The sequence below is a fragment of the Bradyrhizobium sp. USDA 10063 genome (assembly GCF_054063735.1).
The window spans coordinates 7,450,652-7,468,609 of record NZ_JBSSGP010000002.1; the positions used below are offsets into that span (position 1 = coordinate 7,450,652).

Genomic DNA, 17,958 nt, shown 5'->3' on the forward strand with positions numbered 1-17,958 from the left:
AATTTTCCCGGATTATGTGCGGACGCTTCGTTATCACCTCGCCGCCGGAGGCGATCAGGCTGCTCTTTGGCTACCTTGAGCAGCCCAACTTCCCGCCACGGCACAATATCGCGCCGACCCAACCCGTTCCCGTGGTGATCCTGGAGAACGGTGGACGGCATTTCCGCCTGATGCGCTGGGGCCTGGTGCCTGCCTGGGTCAAGGATCCCCGTCAGGTCGGCCTCTTGTTCAACGCCCGCTCGGAGACGGTGCTGCAGAAGCCCGCCTTCAAGAACGCGATCCGGCGGCGCCGCTCGCTGATCCCTGCCGACGGCTATTATGAATGGCACGATCAGGGCAGCCGCAAGCGGCCCTTTTTCATCTATCGCCGCGACCAGCAGCCGATCGGCTTCGCCGCGCTGGCGGAAACCTGGATGGGCCCGAACGGCGAGGAGGTCGACACCGTTGCGATCATCACCGCGCCGGCCAGTGCCGATCTGGCGAGGCTGCATCCCCGCGTCCCCGTGACGATTTTGCCCGATGCCTTCGAGCGCTGGCTCGATTGCCGCAACGACGATGTCTCACTGGCGATGCCGCTGCTGAAGGGTCCGGCGGTCGGCGAATTCGCCTGGCACGAGGTCTCAATGCGGGTCAACCACGCCGCCAATGACGATGCGCAATTGCTGCTGCCGATCACGGACAAGGAGCGCGCCGCCGAAGCGCCGAAGCCGACGGCACCACGCAAGGCGTCACCGGCCGTGCCGGAAGACGACGGGCAGGGATCGTTGTTTTAGAGGAATCGTAGGGTGGGCAAAGCGCAGCGCGCCCACCATTACGAACTGAATGCTTGATGGTGGGCACGCTTCGCTTTGCCCACCCTACACCTTACCGAAAAATATTCAGCGCCGCGTATTGCACGAGCATGATGGTCTTGGCGTCGACGATGCGGCCGCCTCTGGTCATTGCGAGCGCTTCATCGATCGACAACTCCAGCACCTCGATGTCCTCGCCTTCGTGCGCAAGGCCGCCGCCGTCGCCGATCCGCATCGAGGAATCATATTCGGCGACGAAGAAATGCAGTTTCTCGGTCACCGAGCCCGGGCTCATATAGGCTTCGAACACCTTCTCGACGTGATGAAGCCGGTAACCGGTTTCCTCTTCCGCTTCGAGCCGGATCCGGTTCTCCGGGGTCTCGTCGTCCAGCATGCCCGCGGCCGCCTCGATCATGAGATCATCATGGCCGTTGAGGAACGGCGGCAGGCGGAATTGCCGCACCAGCACCACGCTGCGCGTCGCGAGATTGTAGGGCAGCAGTGTCGCGGCATTGCCGCGGTCGAAGACCTCGCGGTTCAGCGTCTGCCAGGAACCGTCGCCGCGGCGATAGTCGAAGGTCACCGACTTCAGCAGGTAGTGCTCGTCCGAAAGCACGCGGACGTCCTTGACGCGGACACGGTCGGAAATACTCATGGCGGCGTGCGCCCGTCGATCCATCTGGAAAACACGAGAAGCTGCTGCTCCTCATAGCCGATCGAGTGATAGAACGCGCCGACCTCTGCGTTTTCCCGCCGCACCAGCAATTGCAGCTTGGCGATTCCGGCCGCCCGCAGCCAGTCTTCCGCCGCGCGCATGATCGCGCGGCCGAAGCCGGCACCCTGCCTGTCAGGATCGACCGCGACGTAATAGACCCAGCCGCGATGGCCCTCATGGCCGACCATCGCGGATGCGACGATCACGCCATTGTCGCGGCCGACCAGGATGTCCGAATTCGGCCCCCGTCGCGCCAGCGCGATATCGGCGAACGGATCGTTCCACGGCCGCGTCAGGCTGCAGCGCTTCCAGAGCGCGACGACATCGGCGACGTCGCCGTCTGCGATCGGTGCGACGGCGAGCGCGGCGATGGGGGATCGGGGTGCTACGTTCACAGCACTTTGCCGGGATTCATGATGCCGAGCGGATCGAGCATCGCCTTGATGCTGCGCATCAGTTCGATCGCGACCTTGTCCTTGACGTCGGGCAATTCATCGCGCTTGAGCACGCCGATGCCGTGCTCCGCCGAGATCGACCCGCCCATCCGCAGCACGATGTCGAACACGACGGCGTTGACCTCATGCCAGCGGCTGAGGAAATCGGCGCTGTCGGCGCCGATCGGCTGGCTGACATTGTAGTGGATGTTGCCGTCGCCGAGATGGCCGAACGGCACCGGCCGCGCGCCGGGGATCAGCTTGACGACCGCCGCGTTGGCCTCCTCGATAAAGGCCGGGACTGCGGCGACCGGTACCGAGATATCATGCTTGATCGAGCCGCCTTCCGGCTTCTGCGCCGCCGACATCTCGTCGCGCAATTTCCAGAACGCCTGGCGCTGGCTCAAATTGGCCGCGATCACGGCGTCGTCGACGATCCCGTCTTCCATGCCCTCGGCGAGGATCACCTCCAGCGTATCGCGCGCATCGTCGCGCGGCGAGGAAAGCTCCATCAGCACATACCAAGGGTGCTTGCTGGCAAGCGGATCGCGGATGTCGATGCCGTGGCGGATCGAGAAATCCACCGCGATGTCGGCGAGCAACTCGAAGCTCGTCAGGCTGCCGGCGGCTTCGGCTTGCGAGATCGACAACAGCTTCAAGGCGTCCGCCGGCGATTTCAGCCCGACAAAGGCGGTTTCGATCGCGCGCGGCTTCGGGAACAGTCTTAGCGTCGCCGCGGTGATGATGCCGAGCGTGCCCTCGGCGCCGATGAAGAGGTTGCGCAGGTCGTAGCCGGTATTGTCCTTCTTCAATTTCGACAGCGCGTTGAGCACGCGCCCGTCGGCGAGCACGACTTCGAGCCCGAGCGCCATTTCGCGCGCCACGCCATACGCCAACGCAGCGGTGCCGCCGGCATTGGTCGAGAGGTTGCCGCCGATGGTGCAGCTTCCCTCGGCGCCGAGCGAGAGCGGAAACAGCCGGTCGACGTCGCTGGCGCGCTGCTGGGCCACCTGCAGCACCACGCCGGCCTCGCAGGTCATGGTATTGGAGGCGGTGTCGATCTCGCGGATCTTGTCCAATCGCTTCAGCGAGATCACGACCTCGCCATTATGCGGCGTCTGTCCGCCGACCAGACCGGTATTGCCGCCCTGCGGCACCAGCGCGATGCGATGCTCGCTTGCGAGCTTGCAGATCGCGGCGACTTCCGCGGTCGAGCCCGGGCGCAGCACCAGCGGCGAGCGGCCCTGGAACAGGTTACGCTCCTCGACCAGATAAGGCGCGATGTCGGTGGCGTCAGTCACCGCATATTTGTCGCCGACAATGGCGCGGAACTTATCGATCAGTTCCGGCGGAAGCTGTGGCGCTGGCGGCTCTGCGATGTTCATCCCGGTCTCTTTCACTCCGGCCGCTCTTCATTCGCGGCCAACGGCTGCGCGGCGCAGCCGGTCGTTGATGGCTTCGCCCAGACCTTCACCCGGAATGGGCATCACCGCGATCGCGCGCGCGGCTTTGGTATCGAGCGCGCGCAGATAGCCGAACAGATTGGCGGCGGCCTCGGCAAGATCGCCGCCAGCGGACAGATTCATTACCGCGGCCGCCGAATCAACCCCCGATATGCTCAAGGGCCCAAACGCCAGAAGCGCCTCTCCGGGCTCGATCCTGTCGGCGTTAAGCCGCACGCGCGTGCGCGGCGCGTAGTGGGAGGCAAGCATGCCCGGCGCGAGCGGCCTGCCGCCGTCGCCCGGTGCGAGCGGCTGGCCGCTGTCGCTTTCGACACCCGCCGGCAGTTGGTCGAGCCTGTGGCCGAGCACGCGTTCGATCTCCGCGCGCGGCAGCCCGCCCGGCCGCAGCAGCGTCGCGCGGTCGAAGCAGCCGACGATGGTCGATTCGACCCCGACGTCGACCGGGCCGCCATCGACGATCAGGTCGACGCGCCCCGAAAGATCGCTTGCGACATGTTCCGCCGTGGTCGGCGAGACATGGCCGGAGAGGTTGGCGGAAGGCGCCACCACCGGCCGGCCGAAGGCACGCAGGATGTCGCGGGCGACAGGGTGGACGGGCACGCGCACCGCGACGGTATCGAGCCCCGCGGTCGCAAGCTCCGCCACTGGGCAATCTTCCGTTTTCGGCAGCACCAGCGTCAGCGGCCCCGGCCAGAACGCCTCGGCGAGCGCGGTTGCCACCGCATCGAAGCGGGCGATCCGCCTCGCGGCGGCGAGATCGTCGACATGAGCGATCAGGGGATTGAACGCCGGCCGTCCCTTGGCCTGGTAGAGGTGGGCAATCGCGGTCGCATTGGTGGCATCGGCGCCGAGCCCATAGACGGTCTCGGTCGGGAACGCCACCAGGCCGCCTTGCGCGAGCACGCCGGCGGCCGCCGCGGTCGCGGCTGTTCCGGCCGGCAGGATCCGGGTCTTCAGACTGATTTCCACTGTGACTAAAATCCTCAAATGCGCTGCTTGCGGTCGCCCGAGCCCGACGCTATAAGCCGCGTTCTCAGTCGGAGTGTGGCTCAGCCCGGTAGAGCACTGCGTTCGGGACGCAGGGGTCGCAGGTTCGAATCCTGCCACTCCGACCATTATTTCAATGGCTTATAGTTTCGCTATTCTGGCTGCGCAACGAAATGCGCAGCGAATTGATGCGCTTATGCGCTTCTAAAGCGCCGATTTCCGGCAAATTCCGCCCTTTCGCCGCCGCAATCGAGTAATCAGCCGGACCCGACGTGCGGCGGGCCGGGAATTTCGGCCGACACACCTGCTTAGGTGCTGACGCGCGAAGCATGCGGCGCGCCGGTGCGCGGATGAGCGGTGATGGTCGACGCTGACAGGCCTGTATCAACGACGCCTTCTTGAAGTAGTCAGGCTTCCCGGTCATCCACGTCTCTCACCAAATTGGCCACCACTGTCTACGGTGAGCGTCTCCCATGTGGCGCGCCGCGGACGCCAACTCGGCGTAGCTCAGCGAACGCGAGGGCTTCGTATCGACGTATACGGAGCCGCTGTAGAACATGAGACGATCCGGCCCGGCGCCGAGCAGGTGAGATGCCATCAATCTCATCTTTCGCTTAAGCAACCGGCAGGCGCCGGGACGAACAACCCAGACGCGCCAGAAATTTCTTCAACCAAAAGGCGAGATCCTATTGCAACGTATGCGGGTTATTCATAAAGTGGACAATTATGCGGTGAATTAGTTTTAGAGGGATTTTATGGCCGGTCAGCAGAGCGATTGGCGGCGGCGAATTCATCCAAAACTTCGTATGGCATTGAATGGCGACCCGGAGGTAAACGCCTGCCGGGCCGAAACCATGGGCGCGCTGGTGGTTTCGCCAAAGCTTGCGCGCGCTGCACTGCCACTACAATCCGCAGTGGAAGCCGCTTCATTGCCTCTGGCCGTCGTCAAGAAGAAGAAGCTTGCGAAGGACGCCCCGCGCAGCGATGTCAAAGTGAATGTGTTCGTGCGAACGACCGAACACCTCAAACTCCCCGGTCTGCGCGCGCAAGAGGGAAACCTATCCATTCTGCGCGTGCCGCTGGACGAGGTCGAGAATCTTGCGAAGACGCCAGGTGTCACCTTCGTCGAGCAGGCCGAGAATCTCAAATGGCCCGGCATCATCCGTTCGAGCACAAGCGATCAACCGCCGGCGCCGCGCGCCAAACCGATCGAGCGTAAAGATCTCCATGGCGACGGCGCGAACGTCTTGATCGGCATCATCGATGTCGAAGGTTTCGACTGGCTGCACGAGGATTTCGATGACGGAAAGGGAAACAGCCGCTTCGTCAGAATTTGGGATCAGGGGGCCCTGGACGGAAACCATCCAAAAGGTTTCGACTACGGCCACGAGATCATGCCAGCGGCAATGAAAAAGGCCCGACAGACTGCGGCGAAGATCGGAGTTTCGCCGCACGATGTCCAGCGCCAATCGCAGATGGTCCCCGGGGCTCACGGCACCCACGTTGCCAGCATTGCAGCGGGAAACACAGGTGTCTGTCCCAAGGCGGCAATCGCTGCCGTTCTCATCGCTACGCCTCCTGGAAAGGCGGATCGCCGAAAGTCGTTCTACGACTCGACAAGATTGATCGATGCGATCAACTACCTGCTTGGTGTCGCGCGGGACCTGAAGCTACCCGTGTCGATCAACATCAGCCTTGGCACCAACGGCGCCGCCCACGACAGCACGAGCGCTCTCGATCGCTGGATCGACGCATTAACGGCAGAACCCGGCCGGTGTGTCTGTGTTGCCGCCGGAAACGCTGGTCAGGAGCGCGCCGAGAAGGCAGGCGACGTGGGCTACATGTTGGGCCGCATCCACACATCGGGTCGGATTCCGGCGCGCGGGCTCGATCATGACATTGAGTGGATCGTGGCCGGCGATACCCTGATCGACGTTTCGGAAAACGAGCTGGAATTCTGGTACGAGCCGCAGGATCTCATCGCCGTCAGCATCAAGCCACCGGGTGGTAGTGCGTGGATCGGCCCCATCGCGCCCGGCGAATACCTCGAGAACTATCAGTTGCCAAGCAAGATGATGCTCAGCATCTACAATGAGAGCTACCACCCCGCCAACGGCAACAACTTCATCTCAATCTATCTGACGCCCTTCATCAGCAAGGAGGTGGTCGTCGGTGTCGACGCCGGCACGTGGATGGTGCGCCTGCACGGCCTCGATATTCGCGATGGCCGCTTTCATGGCTGGATCGAACGTGACGACCCCGTTGACGTTGAGGATGGCCGCTACTTTTGGCCATCGTTCTTCTCCAGCCGTTCCAACGTCGACAGCTCTTCCGTCAGCTCACTCGCCTGTGGACACCGCGTGGTATCGGTCGCCAACCTGGACGAACTCCAGCAACGAATCAATATTTCGAGCAGTCAGGGGCCGACCCGCGACGGAAGGCTCAAGCCCGACGTGGCCGCGCGCGGCACCGACGTCCTCGCCGCTAACGGCTTTGGCCGCGAGGATGAGCCGTGGATCGCCATGACCGGCACGAGCATGGCAAGCCCGTTTGTCGCCGGCGTCGTTGGGTTGATGCTCTCGGCCGAGCGCAATCTCACGGCAGCACAGATCAACGGTATCCTGAAGGCCACGGCCAAGCCACTGCCTGGCGGCACTTATGAGTGGGTCAACGATTGCGGTTTTGGCGTGATTGCACCGCAGGCGTGCGTAGAGCAGGCTGCACGGGTCCAGAAGCGAACGGACGTCAAAGGACGATATCCATGAAGCTGACGATTCTGCCTTCGGATAAGGGCGACTGTATGTTGCTCGAAGCTTCCGACGGCACGTCGATTTTGATCGACGGTGGCATGAGCGATTCATATGCCCAGCACGTGCGACCATTCCTCGGCAAGTGGCGGGAGGAGAATGGCCGTCCGCTTGATCTCGTCTATCTATCGCACATTGATCAGGATCACATCGCCGGCATACTTCAATTGATGAACGATATCGCCGAATGGCGCGTCTATCGCCACATGAAGGCGAGTGGCGAGGCACCGAACGAGCCGGATTCCCCGGAGCCGCCAGACGTCGCGCGGTTATGGCACAATTCCTTTCACGATCAAGTCGGCAAGAATGCCGGGCAGATCGGCTCGATGCTCGCTGCGAGGGGGGCGGAGCTGTCGAACAGCGTCAATCTCCGCGCTCAGCGCATTGGCGCCGCCTACCAGGCCATCGCAGCATCCATCCCCGAGGCGATCAAGCTGTCGAGCCGGATCTCGCCCAAGCAACTCAAGATTCCGCTGAACCAGGAGTTCGGCGGCTTGCTTGCCATGGTTCGCGATCCGCCTGACACCATCCAACTGAATGGCGCCGGCTCGCCGGTCATCAAGGTGCTCGGTCCGTTCGAAGAAGACTTGAAGCGACTGCGCACGAAATGGAACGAATGGCTTCGCGATGCCGAAAACCGGGACAACCTCGCACGTACCCGCAGGTGGCGGAACGAGGAGGATGCGCGTTTCGACTTGCGTGGCGCCCTGGTGCGCGAGTTCGATGACGACGAACTCGGCGACCGGGAGGAAGTCACCGAAGAAAATCTCGCCTCGCTGATGCTGATGATCGAGCATGGCGGCGAACGCATGCTGCTAACCGGAGACGGCCATCACACCGATATCTTGGAGGGACTTCGCCACAATGGGCTCATCCAGGACGGCGGCGGGCTGCACGTCAACGTCCTGAAGGTTCCACACCACGGTTCCGAGCACAACACCGATCGCGACTTCGCACGCCGTGTCACCGCCGACCACTATGTCATCTGCGGCAATGGTCGTCACGAGAATCCCGACCGTCGCGTGCTGCAGGTTCTCGCCGAGTCTCGCGTCGGCGGTCCGAGTGTTATTAGCTCGAATCCGCAGGCCGCCGATCCCTGTTACTTCTGGTTCAACTGCAGCGTCGCGTTTCTTGAACGGCAGATCAAGCAACGAAAAGAGGACAAACTTGGCGTGAAGGAATATACGAAGGCACTCGAGCATTTCACGAACGTCGAGAAGGACATGAAGGACTACGCCAAGCTGTCTGGTGGCAAAATCAAGGTGCACTTCCTGAACAAAAAGCCGCTTGAGCTTGACCCCGCCAAGTTCTGATTCCGGTGAGCCTTGAGGGGTGCAAGTATGTCCCATCGCTGCCCCTGCTGCGACGATTCGATCGGATGTCACAAGCATGTGCTTTCGGTCGCCAGCCGGCGATTGGCCGGCTGTCAAAACGTCTCGGTGATCTTGCTCAGGCGAGGGGGACGATCGGGGTCAAATCCGCAGGCGCGCGCTGTCTGCTCGATCATCCGATAGGCTGGAACGAGCATGGTGATCGGGTCGGTGGCGGGGTCATCCTCGGCCAACCAGGGCAGCGAGCCATGCGGTCCGCCGCATAGATGCAGCGCGATCTTTTGTCCGCGCAATTCTTCTGCCAACGCATCCACCGTATCAGCCGTTTCATCCATGAGGCGCATCATGACAACCGGCGTGCGCGATGATAACGCAGCCCGCGGTCCATGCTGCAGCTCGGCCGCGCTCAGACCGATGGAAGGCAGGCGCAGGATTTCCGAAAGCTTGAGCGCGATCTCCCGCGCCGAGCCCAGGCCCAGGCCCCGCGCCGCCACAAACACGGCTGACGCCTTGGCGAGATCATCGGCAATCTCGGACCAGTCGAGCGCCAGCGCGCGGTGCAGGCGCTCGGGCAGCCTGTCGAGGGCTGACCGCAGCGCATGATCTTCCGCCAGCTCGGCAACAAGTCCGGCGCTAGCGGCCATCGAGCCGATCACGGTCTTGGTCGCCGCTACGGAGTGCTCGCTGCCGGCTTCGATCGGAACGACGAACTCCGCCTCGTCAGCCACCGGCGATGACGTCGCGTTGACGATGGCGATGGTGCGGGCGCCCGCGGCGCGCGCCGACCTGGTCGCCGCGACAAGATCCGGGCTGCGTCCGGATTGCGAGATCACGATGAACAGCGCATGGCGCAGCATCAAGGGCGTGCGAAATGCCGTGATCACCGAAGGAGCGCTGGCTGAAACGGGAAGGCGAAGCCGTGTCTCGACAAGGTATCTTAAGAAAACACCTGCATGCCCGGAGCTTCCTCGGCCGCACACGACGCACAGCGGGGCGGAGCCAATCCCAATTCGCTGCGCGATGTCACGCGTGGCGGGGCGGTTACGAACAATTTTGGCGACGACCTCCGCGCCTTCCCCGATTTCGCTCGCCATCGCGGATGCTGTCACGGCTCAACCGCTCCGCCTTGCTTGCGGCCCGTCGCTTCCTTGGGATGCCGGTCATGATCCTTGACGAGATCCTTGGCGAGCTCGGCAAACACGCGCCGAAGGTTGCCGTCACAGTTTTTCAGAATGGTCTCGGCATCAGCCCTGTCGACACCCAACGCCAGAAGGCCTGCCGTCTTGATGTCTCCCCCGGCCTGCTCAAGCGAGCGTGCCGCGTGCTGCGGATCACAGTGCGCGATTTGCGCCACCATGGCTTCGGCGCGCCGCTTCAGCTTGGCATTGGTCGGCTGCATGTTCACCATCATGCCGCGATACACCCCGGCCAAGGCGCAGCATGATCCCTGAGGAGATGAGGTTCAGCACAACCTTCTGCGCGGTGCCCGCCTTCATCCGCGTCGAGCCGGCGATCAGCTCGCGGCCGGTCTCGATCAAGATCGGAAACTTTGCCGATGCCAGCAGTGTAGTGCCGGGATTGTTGGCGACACCGATCGTCACAGCACCGTAGGAGCCTGCCTGCTGCAGCGCAGCCACCGTGAATGGCGTTGTCCCGCTGGCGGCAACGGCGATCACCACGTCGTGCGGCGTGAGCCGGGCGGCATTGATCTGCGTGACCGCATCATCGACATCGTCCTCCGCGCCCTCGATGCTGGTGACGAACGCGCTGTCTCCGCCGGCGACGATGAAGCGGACGCGCTCGTTGGGCCAGGCGAAGGTCGGCATCAGTTCGGCGCCGTCCTGGACCGCCACGCGGCCCGAGGTGCCGGCGCCGACATACACAATGCGTCCGCGATCGCCCAGCGCCGCCTTGGCCGCTTCGGTCGCCGCAGTGATCGCGGGAAGGGCGTGGCCGATCGCCGCGACTGCCGCAAGCTGGCCCTCCCACATCGCTTCCATCGCCGACGTCAGCGACCATGCATCAAGATCGGCAAAGCGGGGATCGACTTCTTCGGTGGCCATATAGTTGATCCATGCGCCGTCAAACGCGGAACTTTGAGCCTTGTTCATGGTCAGCTTCTCTCTTGGGCAGGTCAAGCCGCCCTCGCGCCACCAGTAACGCGCCGGCCGCCGCGTCGGCGTCAGGGCGCCTCAGGCGGGCGCGCAGGTCAGGCGTCAGCCAGGGCGTAATGGAATCCGCGAGCCCGCCCACCAGTGAGAGCCGGTCAATTCCTCTCGCCAGGAACAGATCGAGCAGATCGCCGATGGCATCGGCCGCGCGTTCGACAATGCGACGGCCGACCGGATCGCCCTGATTGGCGTGCCGTATCACGATCGGCGCGAACGCAGCGTAGTCTGTGGCCCTGGCTTCTTCAGACCAAGCCACCGCCTGATAAGGATCATCATCGAACGCGCCCAACACCTCTGAAAGCAATGGGGTCAATTCGCCGCGGCGATCCGCAGCCCGCAGAGCCAGTCGAACAACCTGCAGGCCGATGTCGGCGCCGCTGCCCTCATCCGACACGGGAAAGCCGTAACCGGCGAGACGGATTTCGCGGCCGCCGATCAGGCCGACACCCACCGAGCCTGTGCCGGCTACCACGATGGCCCCGTCCGCTCCGCTATGGGCGCCGAGACAGGCCGCCAGGCCATCGCTGATGAAGATGACGGACGCAAAGGGATGCGCGATCTTGTTGAGCGCCGCTTCCGCGCCCCGACGACTAAGACCGGCAAGGCCAATTCCGGCGTGCATCCGCGCGAAATCCTCGTGCGTCAGTCCGGCCTGTGCGGCTGCCGCTTCAGTGGCCTCCATGATGGATCGCCAGGCTTTCTCGAAGCCAATCCGCGTCGTGGCAGGCCCCGAGTTCGCTTCACCGAGGACCCTGCCGTTTTCGTCCTCGATCCGGGCGCGGCAGCGGGTTCCGCCGCCATCAATGCCGAGATACGTGATACCTTCTGTTCCCATGGAAAGTTAACGCGAGGGTTTCGCTCTGGGTCCTCCCAAAGCCCCTTCGTGTACATTATGAAGTCTTGTACGGGACTCGCCTCACGAGTCCGTGACTGCCACCCTCGGATCGATACTGATGGGCCACGCCGGGTCTTCCGTCTCTCTCTCGATTGCCGCGCAGCACATCTTTGATGGTGTCGACATGCGGGGGCCGGGGGCGGTCAGGCTCTCGCAGGGGCGGATTGAAAGCATCACCTTCGGTGAGGCGGAGCCGCGCGCCTCAATCCACCTTCCCGCAGATGCAATCCTTGCACCCGGATTTATCGACATCCAGGTCAACGGAGGCGGGGGCGTTCTTCTCAACGATCAGCCAACGGAGGCTGGCGTTCGACGCATCGTTGAGGCGCACCGCAAGCAGGGGACCACGGGCTGCTTGCCGACCCTGATCACCGATCGCAGTGAGGTCATCGAGCGATTGGCTGCGGTTGCCCAGGCCTGTCTGAAGATTCCCGGCGTGCTCGGCTTTCATCTGGAAGGGCCGGCCCTCAACAGGTCTCGCAAGGGCATTCATCCGGAAGCCGAGATACGCGTGCCTGATCGGCGCGATCTCGCCGCGATCAAAAGCTTTGGGGGCCGCGGCCGCTCCATCGTCACCTTGGCCCCGGAATGCGTGCCCGCGTCGATGATTGATGAATTGATCGGCGCCGGACTGCGTATCGCGGCCGGCCACAGCGACGCCACCGCAGCCGAAATCGGCCAGGCGGTCGATCGCGGTGTCTCGGGGGTGACCCATCTGTTCAATGCCATGTCGCAGTTGAACGCCCGGGAGCCGGGCTTGGTGGGTGCCGCGCTTTGGGATGACCGGCTGTTCGCAGGGATCATCTGCGACGGCATCCACGTTGACCGCGCCGGTTTGCGTGTTGCCTTCCGCTGCAAGGGACGCGATCGATTGATGCTGGTCACCGATGCGATGCCATTGGCGGGCACGAACGACCGGCAATTCATGCTGCAAGGAAGGCAGATCACGTTGCACGAAAATCGCCTGACTGGCCCCGATGGAACACTCGCGGGCGCTCACCTCACCATGATCGAAGCGGTGCGCAACGCTGTTGCGCTGCTCGGAATCTCCCTTGTCGATGCCCTGATCATGGCCTCTCGGACACCAGCGGCGTTTCTCGGCCTTGAGTCCGAGCTTGGACGGATCACGCCCGGATACCGCGCGGACCTTGTTGCCTTCAATCCGAACTTCGAAGTCGTCGGCACATGGATAGGAGGTGTCGGTTCGACGGGCGAGGCGAGCGAGGCTTATCACCGAGGTTAGATGAGCAACCATCCCATCATCGTGCAAAAATATGGCGGTGTCTGCCTTGAAACACCGGAGAAAATCCGCGCGGTTGCGCGCTGTCTCGCCGACCTGCACGGCCGTGGTTATCGTGTCGTGGCGATCGTCTCCGCCATGGGCAAGACCACCGACCAATTGATCCGGATGGCTTATCAGGTAAGCCCTAATCCCAATCGCCGTGAACTCGACATGCTGCTAACGACCGGTGAGCGCATCAGCATGTCGCTGATGAGCATGGCGCTTTCCGACCTCGGTGTATCAGCGATCAGCTTCACCGGCAGCCAGGCCGGCGTGATGACCGACGACTCGCATTCCTCGGCACGCATTCTGGATGTACGGCCCATTCGCGTGCGTGAGGAACTTGATCGTGGGCGCGTCGTGGTGCTGGCAGGATTTCAGGGCGTGAACCCGGCGACCAGGGAAATCACCACGCTCGGCCGGGGCGGCAGCGACACCACGGCCGTTGCGATGGCCGCGGCGCTGAAAGCCGAGCGCTGCGAGATCATCAAAGAGGTCGACGGAATTTGTTCGGCCGATCCGCGCCTCGTGCCGGATGCAAAGCCCCTGCGGCGAGTGGACTTCGCATCCCTGTCCGAAATGTGCTTCTGGGGTGCAAAGATCCTGCACTTTCGCAGCGTAGAGCTGGCGCAAAGTCAGGATGTGCCTCTGGTTCTGAGGCAGTGGGGTGGCCTTGAACACAGCACGCAAGTGATGAAAGAGGTTGCAGGCATGGAAAACGGAAAGGTTCTGGCCGTCAACTCGATGGCTCGCGTCGAGCATGTGGAAATCGATTCCAAGGATCTCAATCACGGTTTCGAGAAATTTGCGCAGCATCTCAAGCAAAACAGCCTGTCCTGGCCACAGCTTCTCGCCTCGAGCTTCACCGCGGGAAAAACCAGCATGACCGTGGCCTGTGATTCAGAGTGGCTCGACGCCCTGTTGCGCACGCTGGAGGAAAGCAAGGATCTGCGCAAGCAGCGCGAGGCCTCAAGCTCGGTGAGTCTCACCTGCTTCGGCGGCGTTTCGTCGGAATTGCCATTCAGGGCGTTGCAGGTTCTCGGACATCACGGGATTGTCCCCGACAAGTACGTGTTGTCGCCGCATTCGGTCAGCCTGTTTGTCGCTGTTGAGAACCGGGAGGCCGCGGTCAAGGCGTTGCATTCGCTCGTCCAGCAAACATAGGTTTGAGAAATGGACTCGCATTCTGCTCTTGCGCAGGACGGTATCCCGCGCTCTCATGCAGGAAAGAGCAGGAGATCGTCGGCGTTCCAGGATATCGTGGTCGGCTGGCCAACCGTCGTGGCCGCCTTGGCAACGTCGGCGCCTGCATTTGGAAGAGCGACGGAAATCGAGCCGGCATCGGTCTGCACAAACACGTTGAGGCGCTCGCCATTGAAGACGGCATCGCTGGTCACGCCCGCCAACATCCTGTCGAGGTCGCCCACCTGACAGAACTGCATCCGCTCGGGACGGATCATGGCCAGTGCTTCGTCGCCGATCGCGAGCGCGGGGTTGTCGCGGGCCTTCAAGGGAGTCTGCAGTTCCGGAACGGCCAGCAGCGCATATCCATTGGCACGGCCGACGATGCGACCACCAAGGCGATTCATCTGGCCGATGAAATCGGCGACGAAGGCGGTGGTTGGTGCATCGTAGATGCGCGCAGGCGTATCGAGCTGTTCGACGCGGCCGGCACGCATCACCGCGATGCGGTCGGCCATGCTGAGCGCTTCCGCCTGGTCGTGGGTGACGAAGATCATCGTCATCTTCAGTCGGCGCTGCAGGCGGCGGAGTTCGATCTGCATCGATTGCCGCAATTTGGCGTCGAGCGCGCCGAACGGCTCGTCGAGCAACAGCACGGAGGGACTGGTCACCAGCGCCCGGGCGAGGGCGACGCGCTGTTGCTGTCCGCCGGATAGTTGCGTCGGGAAGCGTTGCTCGAACCCCTTCAACTGGACCAGGTCCATGGCGTCGGCGACCCGTCGGTCGGCCTCGCGCTTGTCGACCCGGTGCATCTTGAGCCCGAAGCGGATGTTGTCGATGACGTTCATGTGCGGAAACAGTGCGTAGCTCTGGAACACCATGCCGAGGCCGCGGCGGTGTACGGGAGTGCGCACGATCGAGCGCCCGTCGACCAGGATATCGCCGGCAGTCGGATCGAGCAGTCCGGCGATGCATCGGAGCAGCGTCGTCTTCCCACAACCCGATGGACCGAGGAGGGCGAGGAATTCGCCCTCGCCGACGGTCAGATCGATCGTCTCCAGCGCGCCGACGCCGCCGAACGCCCGGCGGAGCCCGCGGATCTCCAAATGCGTTGCTGTACGGTTATCGACCATTGCGTGCATGCGATGCCGTTCTATCTGGAGGCGAACATGACATTGCGGATCCCGAACAGCCTTTCGAGGATCAGCAGGACAACGATCACGATCGCGATCTGGATGGTCGAGATCGCCGCGACCGACGGATCGTAATTGTAGACGAGGTAGCTCAGGATCGAGACCGGTAGCGGCGTCGTGTCGGTGTTCGACAGCAGGATCGACACCGCGACTTCATCGAACGACATCAGGAACGCGAAGATGCCGCCGGCGAGGATGCCGGGCCGGATCGTCGGCAGGGTTACGTACCAGAATGTCTGAAGCGAGTTTGCTCCTAGCACCCTCGCGGCATCCTCCGTCTCGCGGTTGGCGCCGATGTAGACGCCGAGCACGGTGCGCAGCACGTAGGGAATCACGATCACGACGTGGCCGATCAGGAGCGAGGTGAACGACGCGCCGAGCCCGATCCGTGCGGTGAAGAACAGAAGGCCGACGGCGAGAATGATCGTCGGCAGGCTCAGCGGCGCCAGCAGGAAGCTTTCAACCAGGCGGCGGCCCGGCACATCGCCACGGACCAGCGCAACCGCGGCCGGGACCGCCAGGACGGCGGCGACGACGGTGGCGCAGGCGCCAAGGCGGATGCTGTTCCAGAGCGGCGCGATGAATTCCGGATCGCGAATGACCTTGTCGAACCAGCGCAGCGAAAAGCTCTGTGGGGGAAAGGTGATGAATTCGCCCGATGTGAAGGCCGCGATCACTACCACGACGATCGGCGCGACCAGGAACACCGACATGATGATGACATAGGCGTTCAGCGCGGGCGAAAGCTTGCTCACGGCCGACCTCCACGCCTGCCGAGCAGCCGACCTTGCAGCCAGAGGATCGCGGAGACCAGGACCAGCAGAGTCACACCCATCGCTGCGGCGAAGGGCCAGTCGGAGGCAACCGTCAACTGCTGATAGATCAATAGCGGCAGGATCATGGTCGAGGTCTTGCCGAGCAACAGCACGGTCACGAAGCTGCCGATCGAGAGCGTGAAGCAGAGGATCGAGCCTGTGATGAGGCCCTGTGCGCTCATCGGCAAGGTCACATGCCGGAACACCTGAAGCGGCGGCGCGCCGAGCACGCGTGCCGCGTCTTCGATCCTCCGGTCCAGCGTTTCCAGCGCTCCGGCCACCGAGAGCGCCATGAACGGCAGCAGCACATGGATCATGGCGATGCTGACGCCGATCCAGTTGTAGAGCAGGTTGAGCTTCGGCAGGCCGAGGGCCCGCATTGCCGCATTGATCGCTCCGCTGCCGCCGAGAATGACGAGCCAGCCGAACGAGCGCACCACGACATTGACGAGGAGCGGCGTCACCACGAGGAAGATCAGGATGACCTTGAACGCGCCTTCGGCGCGCGCCACGGCATAGCCTAGCGGATATCCCAATAGTGCGCAGGCAAAGGTCACCGCCAGACCGAACAGCAGGGTCTGGCCGATCACCGTCAAATAATAGGCGTCGCCGAAAATCCGGACGAACTGGACGACCCCGCGCGTTCCGTCGGGATCGCGAAAGCTCTCGAGCAGGTTGATGAGCAGAGGTGCAACGAAGAAGACGGCCAGGAAGATCAGGACCGGGAGGAGCCCGAACGGAAACCTGCGCACCCCGCCGCCATCGCGGACAGCGGGATGTGCAAACCCGGCAGGATCCACCAGGGTCTCCATGCCGCTACCGGATTTCTTTGTTCCAGCGCTCGATCCAGGAACCGAAGCTGTCGAATATCTTGTCATAGGGCGGGATCAGGATCTTGTCGGCCGGAACGACCTTGTCCTTGATGCTGGCAGGGTAGACGACTTTCTAGTTGGGCACAGCGTAGAGGATGGTCTCGGCGTGCTTGCGCTGATTTTCGGGATCGAGCGCACAGTTGATGTATTCCCAGGCGATGTCAGGCGCGTTCTTCGCCTTCGACAACATGGCGAGGCCGACGATCGTGCCGGGCTCGGGGATGTAGAAGCCTGCCCAGGCGTTGCCCTTGTCGATGAAGTTGTTGGATCGGCCGTCCCAATAGACCACGGCGTCCACCTCCTTGGTGCCGAACAGGTTCAGCGCCTCGACCGGCGTGGTCCAGAACTTCACCACGCTCTTCTCAGATGCCGCCTTCATCTTGGCGAAGGCAGCATCGATGCTGCCGTCATATTGCTGCGAGACCAGCCACAGGAATTCCGGCCCCCATGTATAGGTGCCGGCGGGCAGGGAAATCTTCTTGCCGAACTTGCCGTCGGCGACCGCGTCGATGAATTCGCGCCAGGTCTTGGGGGGATTGGGGATCGCTTCCTTGTTGTACATCACGCCGAATGCGCCGATGTTCTGCGCAATGGCATGGTCACCCCAGGGCTTGTGGAATTTGTCGGGGATGTCGGCAAGGTTAGGGACTTTTGCGACGGTGGCCTGGTCGAGCAGGCCTTCGCGCGTGGCGCGCAGGTTGTCGGCTTCGGCGAGCGCCAGGATGTCGATCGGCGGCTTGTTCGGATTGGCGCGGATGCGCGCGAGCCAGTCGGCGGATTCGCCGGTGATCACGTCGACCTTGACGCCGGTCTTCTTCTCGAAGCACGGCACGAAATTCTTCTTGATGGATTCGGCCCAGATGCCGCCATAGGCGGCGACGACGATCTTGTCGGGCTTCGCAGACTGCGCAAAGACCGGCATCGGATTGATGAGCGCCGCGGCGAGGGCTGCTACCAGGAACCTGCGCATTTCAAACTCCTTTGGTGATATCGATCTTCAACCATGGGATATTCGGTCTT

The 17,958-nt window shown here is 62.9% G+C and carries 16 protein-coding genes, 1 tRNA gene and 1 pseudogene; 6 read left to right on the plus strand and 12 right to left on the minus strand.

All coding sequences use genetic code 11. The features are described from left to right. Positions 1 to 14 precede the first annotated feature (14 nt). Complete coding sequence (locus ACVJGD_RS37105; RefSeq protein ID WP_456638841.1) at positions 15 to 773, plus strand: SOS response-associated peptidase; 759 nt, start codon at positions 15 to 17, stop codon at positions 771 to 773. A 91-nt stretch (positions 774 to 864) separates the two neighbouring features. Here ACVJGD_RS37105 and ACVJGD_RS37110 read toward each other — a convergent pair whose 3' ends face one another. From ACVJGD_RS37110 to ACVJGD_RS37125, 4 genes are read right to left on the minus strand one after another with little or no spacing between them, the layout of a single operon-like run. Further along, positions 865 to 1,446, minus strand: a complete 582-nt coding sequence (locus tag ACVJGD_RS37110; RefSeq protein ID WP_456638842.1) for an NUDIX domain-containing protein — start codon at positions 1,444 to 1,446, stop codon at positions 865 to 867. Continuing rightward, positions 1,443 to 1,877, minus strand: a complete 435-nt coding sequence (locus tag ACVJGD_RS37115) for a GNAT family acetyltransferase (protein WP_456640494.1) — start codon at positions 1,875 to 1,877, stop codon at positions 1,443 to 1,445. The genes ACVJGD_RS37110 and ACVJGD_RS37115 overlap by 4 nt, the downstream gene beginning before the upstream one ends. 20 nt (positions 1,878 to 1,897) lie before the next feature. Beyond that, positions 1,898 to 3,325 (minus strand): FAD-binding oxidoreductase, encoded by a 1,428-nt coding sequence (locus ACVJGD_RS37120; protein ID WP_456638843.1) that lies wholly within the window; start codon positions 3,323 to 3,325, stop codon positions 1,898 to 1,900. 27 nt (positions 3,326 to 3,352) lie between these two features. After that, positions 3,353 to 4,372, minus strand: a complete 1,020-nt coding sequence (locus tag ACVJGD_RS37125) for an L-threonylcarbamoyladenylate synthase (protein ID WP_456638844.1) — start codon at positions 4,370 to 4,372, stop codon at positions 3,353 to 3,355. 69 nt (positions 4,373 to 4,441) lie between these two features. Between ACVJGD_RS37125 and ACVJGD_RS37130 the strand changes: the two genes are divergently transcribed. Continuing rightward, a tRNA-Pro gene (locus ACVJGD_RS37130) sits at positions 4,442 to 4,518 on the plus strand. A gap of 5 nt (positions 4,519 to 4,523) precedes the next feature. Here the strand turns inward: ACVJGD_RS37130 and ACVJGD_RS37135 are convergent. Beyond that, on the minus strand, positions 4,524 to 4,814 hold the full coding sequence (locus tag ACVJGD_RS37135) for a hypothetical protein (RefSeq protein WP_456638845.1): 291 nt from the start codon (positions 4,812 to 4,814) through the stop codon (positions 4,524 to 4,526). A 331-nt stretch (positions 4,815 to 5,145) separates the two neighbouring features. On the opposite strand from ACVJGD_RS37135, the gene ACVJGD_RS37140 reads away from it, so the two are divergent. Both ACVJGD_RS37140 and ACVJGD_RS37145 read left to right on the plus strand, forming a co-directional pair. Further along, positions 5,146 to 7,155, plus strand: coding sequence for a S8 family serine peptidase (locus tag ACVJGD_RS37140; RefSeq protein WP_456638846.1), 2,010 nt, complete (start codon positions 5,146 to 5,148; stop codon positions 7,153 to 7,155). Continuing rightward, positions 7,152 to 8,510 carry an MBL fold metallo-hydrolase gene (locus ACVJGD_RS37145; RefSeq protein WP_456638847.1) on the plus strand — a complete coding sequence of 453 codons (1,359 nt, stop codon included), beginning with the start codon at positions 7,152 to 7,154 and terminating at the stop codon, positions 8,508 to 8,510. The genes ACVJGD_RS37140 and ACVJGD_RS37145 overlap by 4 nt, the downstream gene beginning before the upstream one ends. Before the next feature lie 113 nt (positions 8,511 to 8,623). On the opposite strand, the gene ACVJGD_RS37150 is transcribed toward ACVJGD_RS37145, so the two are convergent. The 3 genes and pseudogenes from ACVJGD_RS37150 to ACVJGD_RS37160 all read right to left on the minus strand — a co-directional run bounded on the left by ACVJGD_RS37150 (position 8,624) and on the right by ACVJGD_RS37160 (position 11,534). Further along, positions 8,624 to 9,622 carry an SIS domain-containing protein gene (locus tag ACVJGD_RS37150; protein WP_456640495.1) on the minus strand — a complete coding sequence of 333 codons (999 nt, stop codon included), beginning with the start codon at positions 9,620 to 9,622 and terminating at the stop codon, positions 8,624 to 8,626. An 11-nt stretch (positions 9,623 to 9,633) separates the two neighbouring features. Further along, positions 9,634 to 10,591 (minus strand): annotated as a pseudogene (locus ACVJGD_RS37155) (N-acetylmuramic acid 6-phosphate etherase). A 19-nt stretch (positions 10,592 to 10,610) separates the two neighbouring features. After that, positions 10,611 to 11,534: a BadF/BadG/BcrA/BcrD ATPase family protein gene (locus ACVJGD_RS37160; RefSeq protein ID WP_456638848.1), complete on the minus strand. Its 924-nt coding sequence runs from the start codon at positions 11,532 to 11,534 to the stop codon at positions 10,611 to 10,613. A gap of 118 nt (positions 11,535 to 11,652) precedes the next feature. Here ACVJGD_RS37160 and nagA point away from each other — a divergent pair, with 118 nt between their 5' ends. Together nagA and ACVJGD_RS37170 are read left to right on the plus strand one after the other, a co-directional pair. Continuing rightward, positions 11,653 to 12,837: an N-acetylglucosamine-6-phosphate deacetylase gene (gene nagA, locus ACVJGD_RS37165; protein WP_456638849.1), complete on the plus strand. Its 1,185-nt coding sequence runs from the start codon at positions 11,653 to 11,655 to the stop codon at positions 12,835 to 12,837. Continuing rightward, a complete protein-coding gene (locus ACVJGD_RS37170) occupies positions 12,838 to 14,040 on the plus strand; it encodes an aspartate kinase (protein ID WP_456638850.1) in 1,203 nt (400 codons plus the stop codon). Between the two features lie 53 nt (positions 14,041 to 14,093). Here ACVJGD_RS37170 and ACVJGD_RS37175 read toward each other — a convergent pair whose 3' ends face one another. The 4 genes from ACVJGD_RS37175 to ACVJGD_RS37190 form a co-directional block, all read right to left on the minus strand. Beyond that, on the minus strand, positions 14,094 to 15,191 hold the full coding sequence (locus ACVJGD_RS37175) for an ABC transporter ATP-binding protein (protein WP_456638851.1): 1,098 nt from the start codon (positions 15,189 to 15,191) through the stop codon (positions 14,094 to 14,096). 20 nt (positions 15,192 to 15,211) lie between these two features. Then, a complete protein-coding gene (locus ACVJGD_RS37180; RefSeq protein ID WP_456638852.1) occupies positions 15,212 to 16,006 on the minus strand; it encodes an ABC transporter permease in 795 nt (264 codons plus the stop codon). Next, entirely contained in the window at positions 16,003 to 16,866 is an 864-nt protein-coding gene (locus tag ACVJGD_RS37185; RefSeq protein ID WP_456638853.1) for an ABC transporter permease, read from the minus strand. Before ACVJGD_RS37185 ends, ACVJGD_RS37180 begins: the two co-directional genes overlap by 4 nt. A gap of 145 nt (positions 16,867 to 17,011) precedes the next feature. Next, entirely contained in the window at positions 17,012 to 17,908 is an 897-nt protein-coding gene (locus ACVJGD_RS37190) for an extracellular solute-binding protein (protein WP_456638854.1), read from the minus strand. Between the last annotated feature and the right edge of the window lie 50 nt (positions 17,909 to 17,958).

What these genes read in the sequence shown, in the direction of transcription:
- ACVJGD_RS37105 (WP_456638841.1), top strand. Translation starts at nt 15, where the DNA reads ATGTGCGGACGCTTCGTTATCACCTCGCCGCCGGAGGCGATCAGGCTG.
- ACVJGD_RS37110 (WP_456638842.1), bottom strand. Translation starts at nt 1,446, where the DNA reads ATGAGTATTTCCGACCGTGTCCGCGTCAAGGACGTCCGCGTGCTTTCG.
- ACVJGD_RS37120 (WP_456638843.1), bottom strand. Translation starts at nt 3,325, where the DNA reads ATGAACATCGCAGAGCCGCCAGCGCCACAGCTTCCGCCGGAACTGATC.
- ACVJGD_RS37135 (WP_456638845.1), bottom strand. Translation starts at nt 4,814, where the DNA reads ATGACCGGGAAGCCTGACTACTTCAAGAAGGCGTCGTTGATACAGGCC.
- ACVJGD_RS37140 (WP_456638846.1), top strand. Translation starts at nt 5,146, where the DNA reads ATGGCCGGTCAGCAGAGCGATTGGCGGCGGCGAATTCATCCAAAACTT.
- ACVJGD_RS37145 (WP_456638847.1), top strand. Translation starts at nt 7,152, where the DNA reads ATGAAGCTGACGATTCTGCCTTCGGATAAGGGCGACTGTATGTTGCTC.
- ACVJGD_RS37150 (WP_456640495.1), bottom strand. Translation starts at nt 9,622, where the DNA reads ATGGCGAGCGAAATCGGGGAAGGCGCGGAGGTCGTCGCCAAAATTGTT.
- ACVJGD_RS37160 (WP_456638848.1), bottom strand. Translation starts at nt 11,534, where the DNA reads ATGGGAACAGAAGGTATCACGTATCTCGGCATTGATGGCGGCGGAACC.
- nagA (WP_456638849.1), top strand. Translation starts at nt 11,653, where the DNA reads ATGGGCCACGCCGGGTCTTCCGTCTCTCTCTCGATTGCCGCGCAGCAC.
- ACVJGD_RS37170 (WP_456638850.1), top strand. Translation starts at nt 12,838, where the DNA reads ATGAGCAACCATCCCATCATCGTGCAAAAATATGGCGGTGTCTGCCTT.
- ACVJGD_RS37175 (WP_456638851.1), bottom strand. Translation starts at nt 15,191, where the DNA reads ATGGTCGATAACCGTACAGCAACGCATTTGGAGATCCGCGGGCTCCGC.
- ACVJGD_RS37190 (WP_456638854.1), bottom strand. Translation starts at nt 17,908, where the DNA reads ATGCGCAGGTTCCTGGTAGCAGCCCTCGCCGCGGCGCTCATCAATCCG.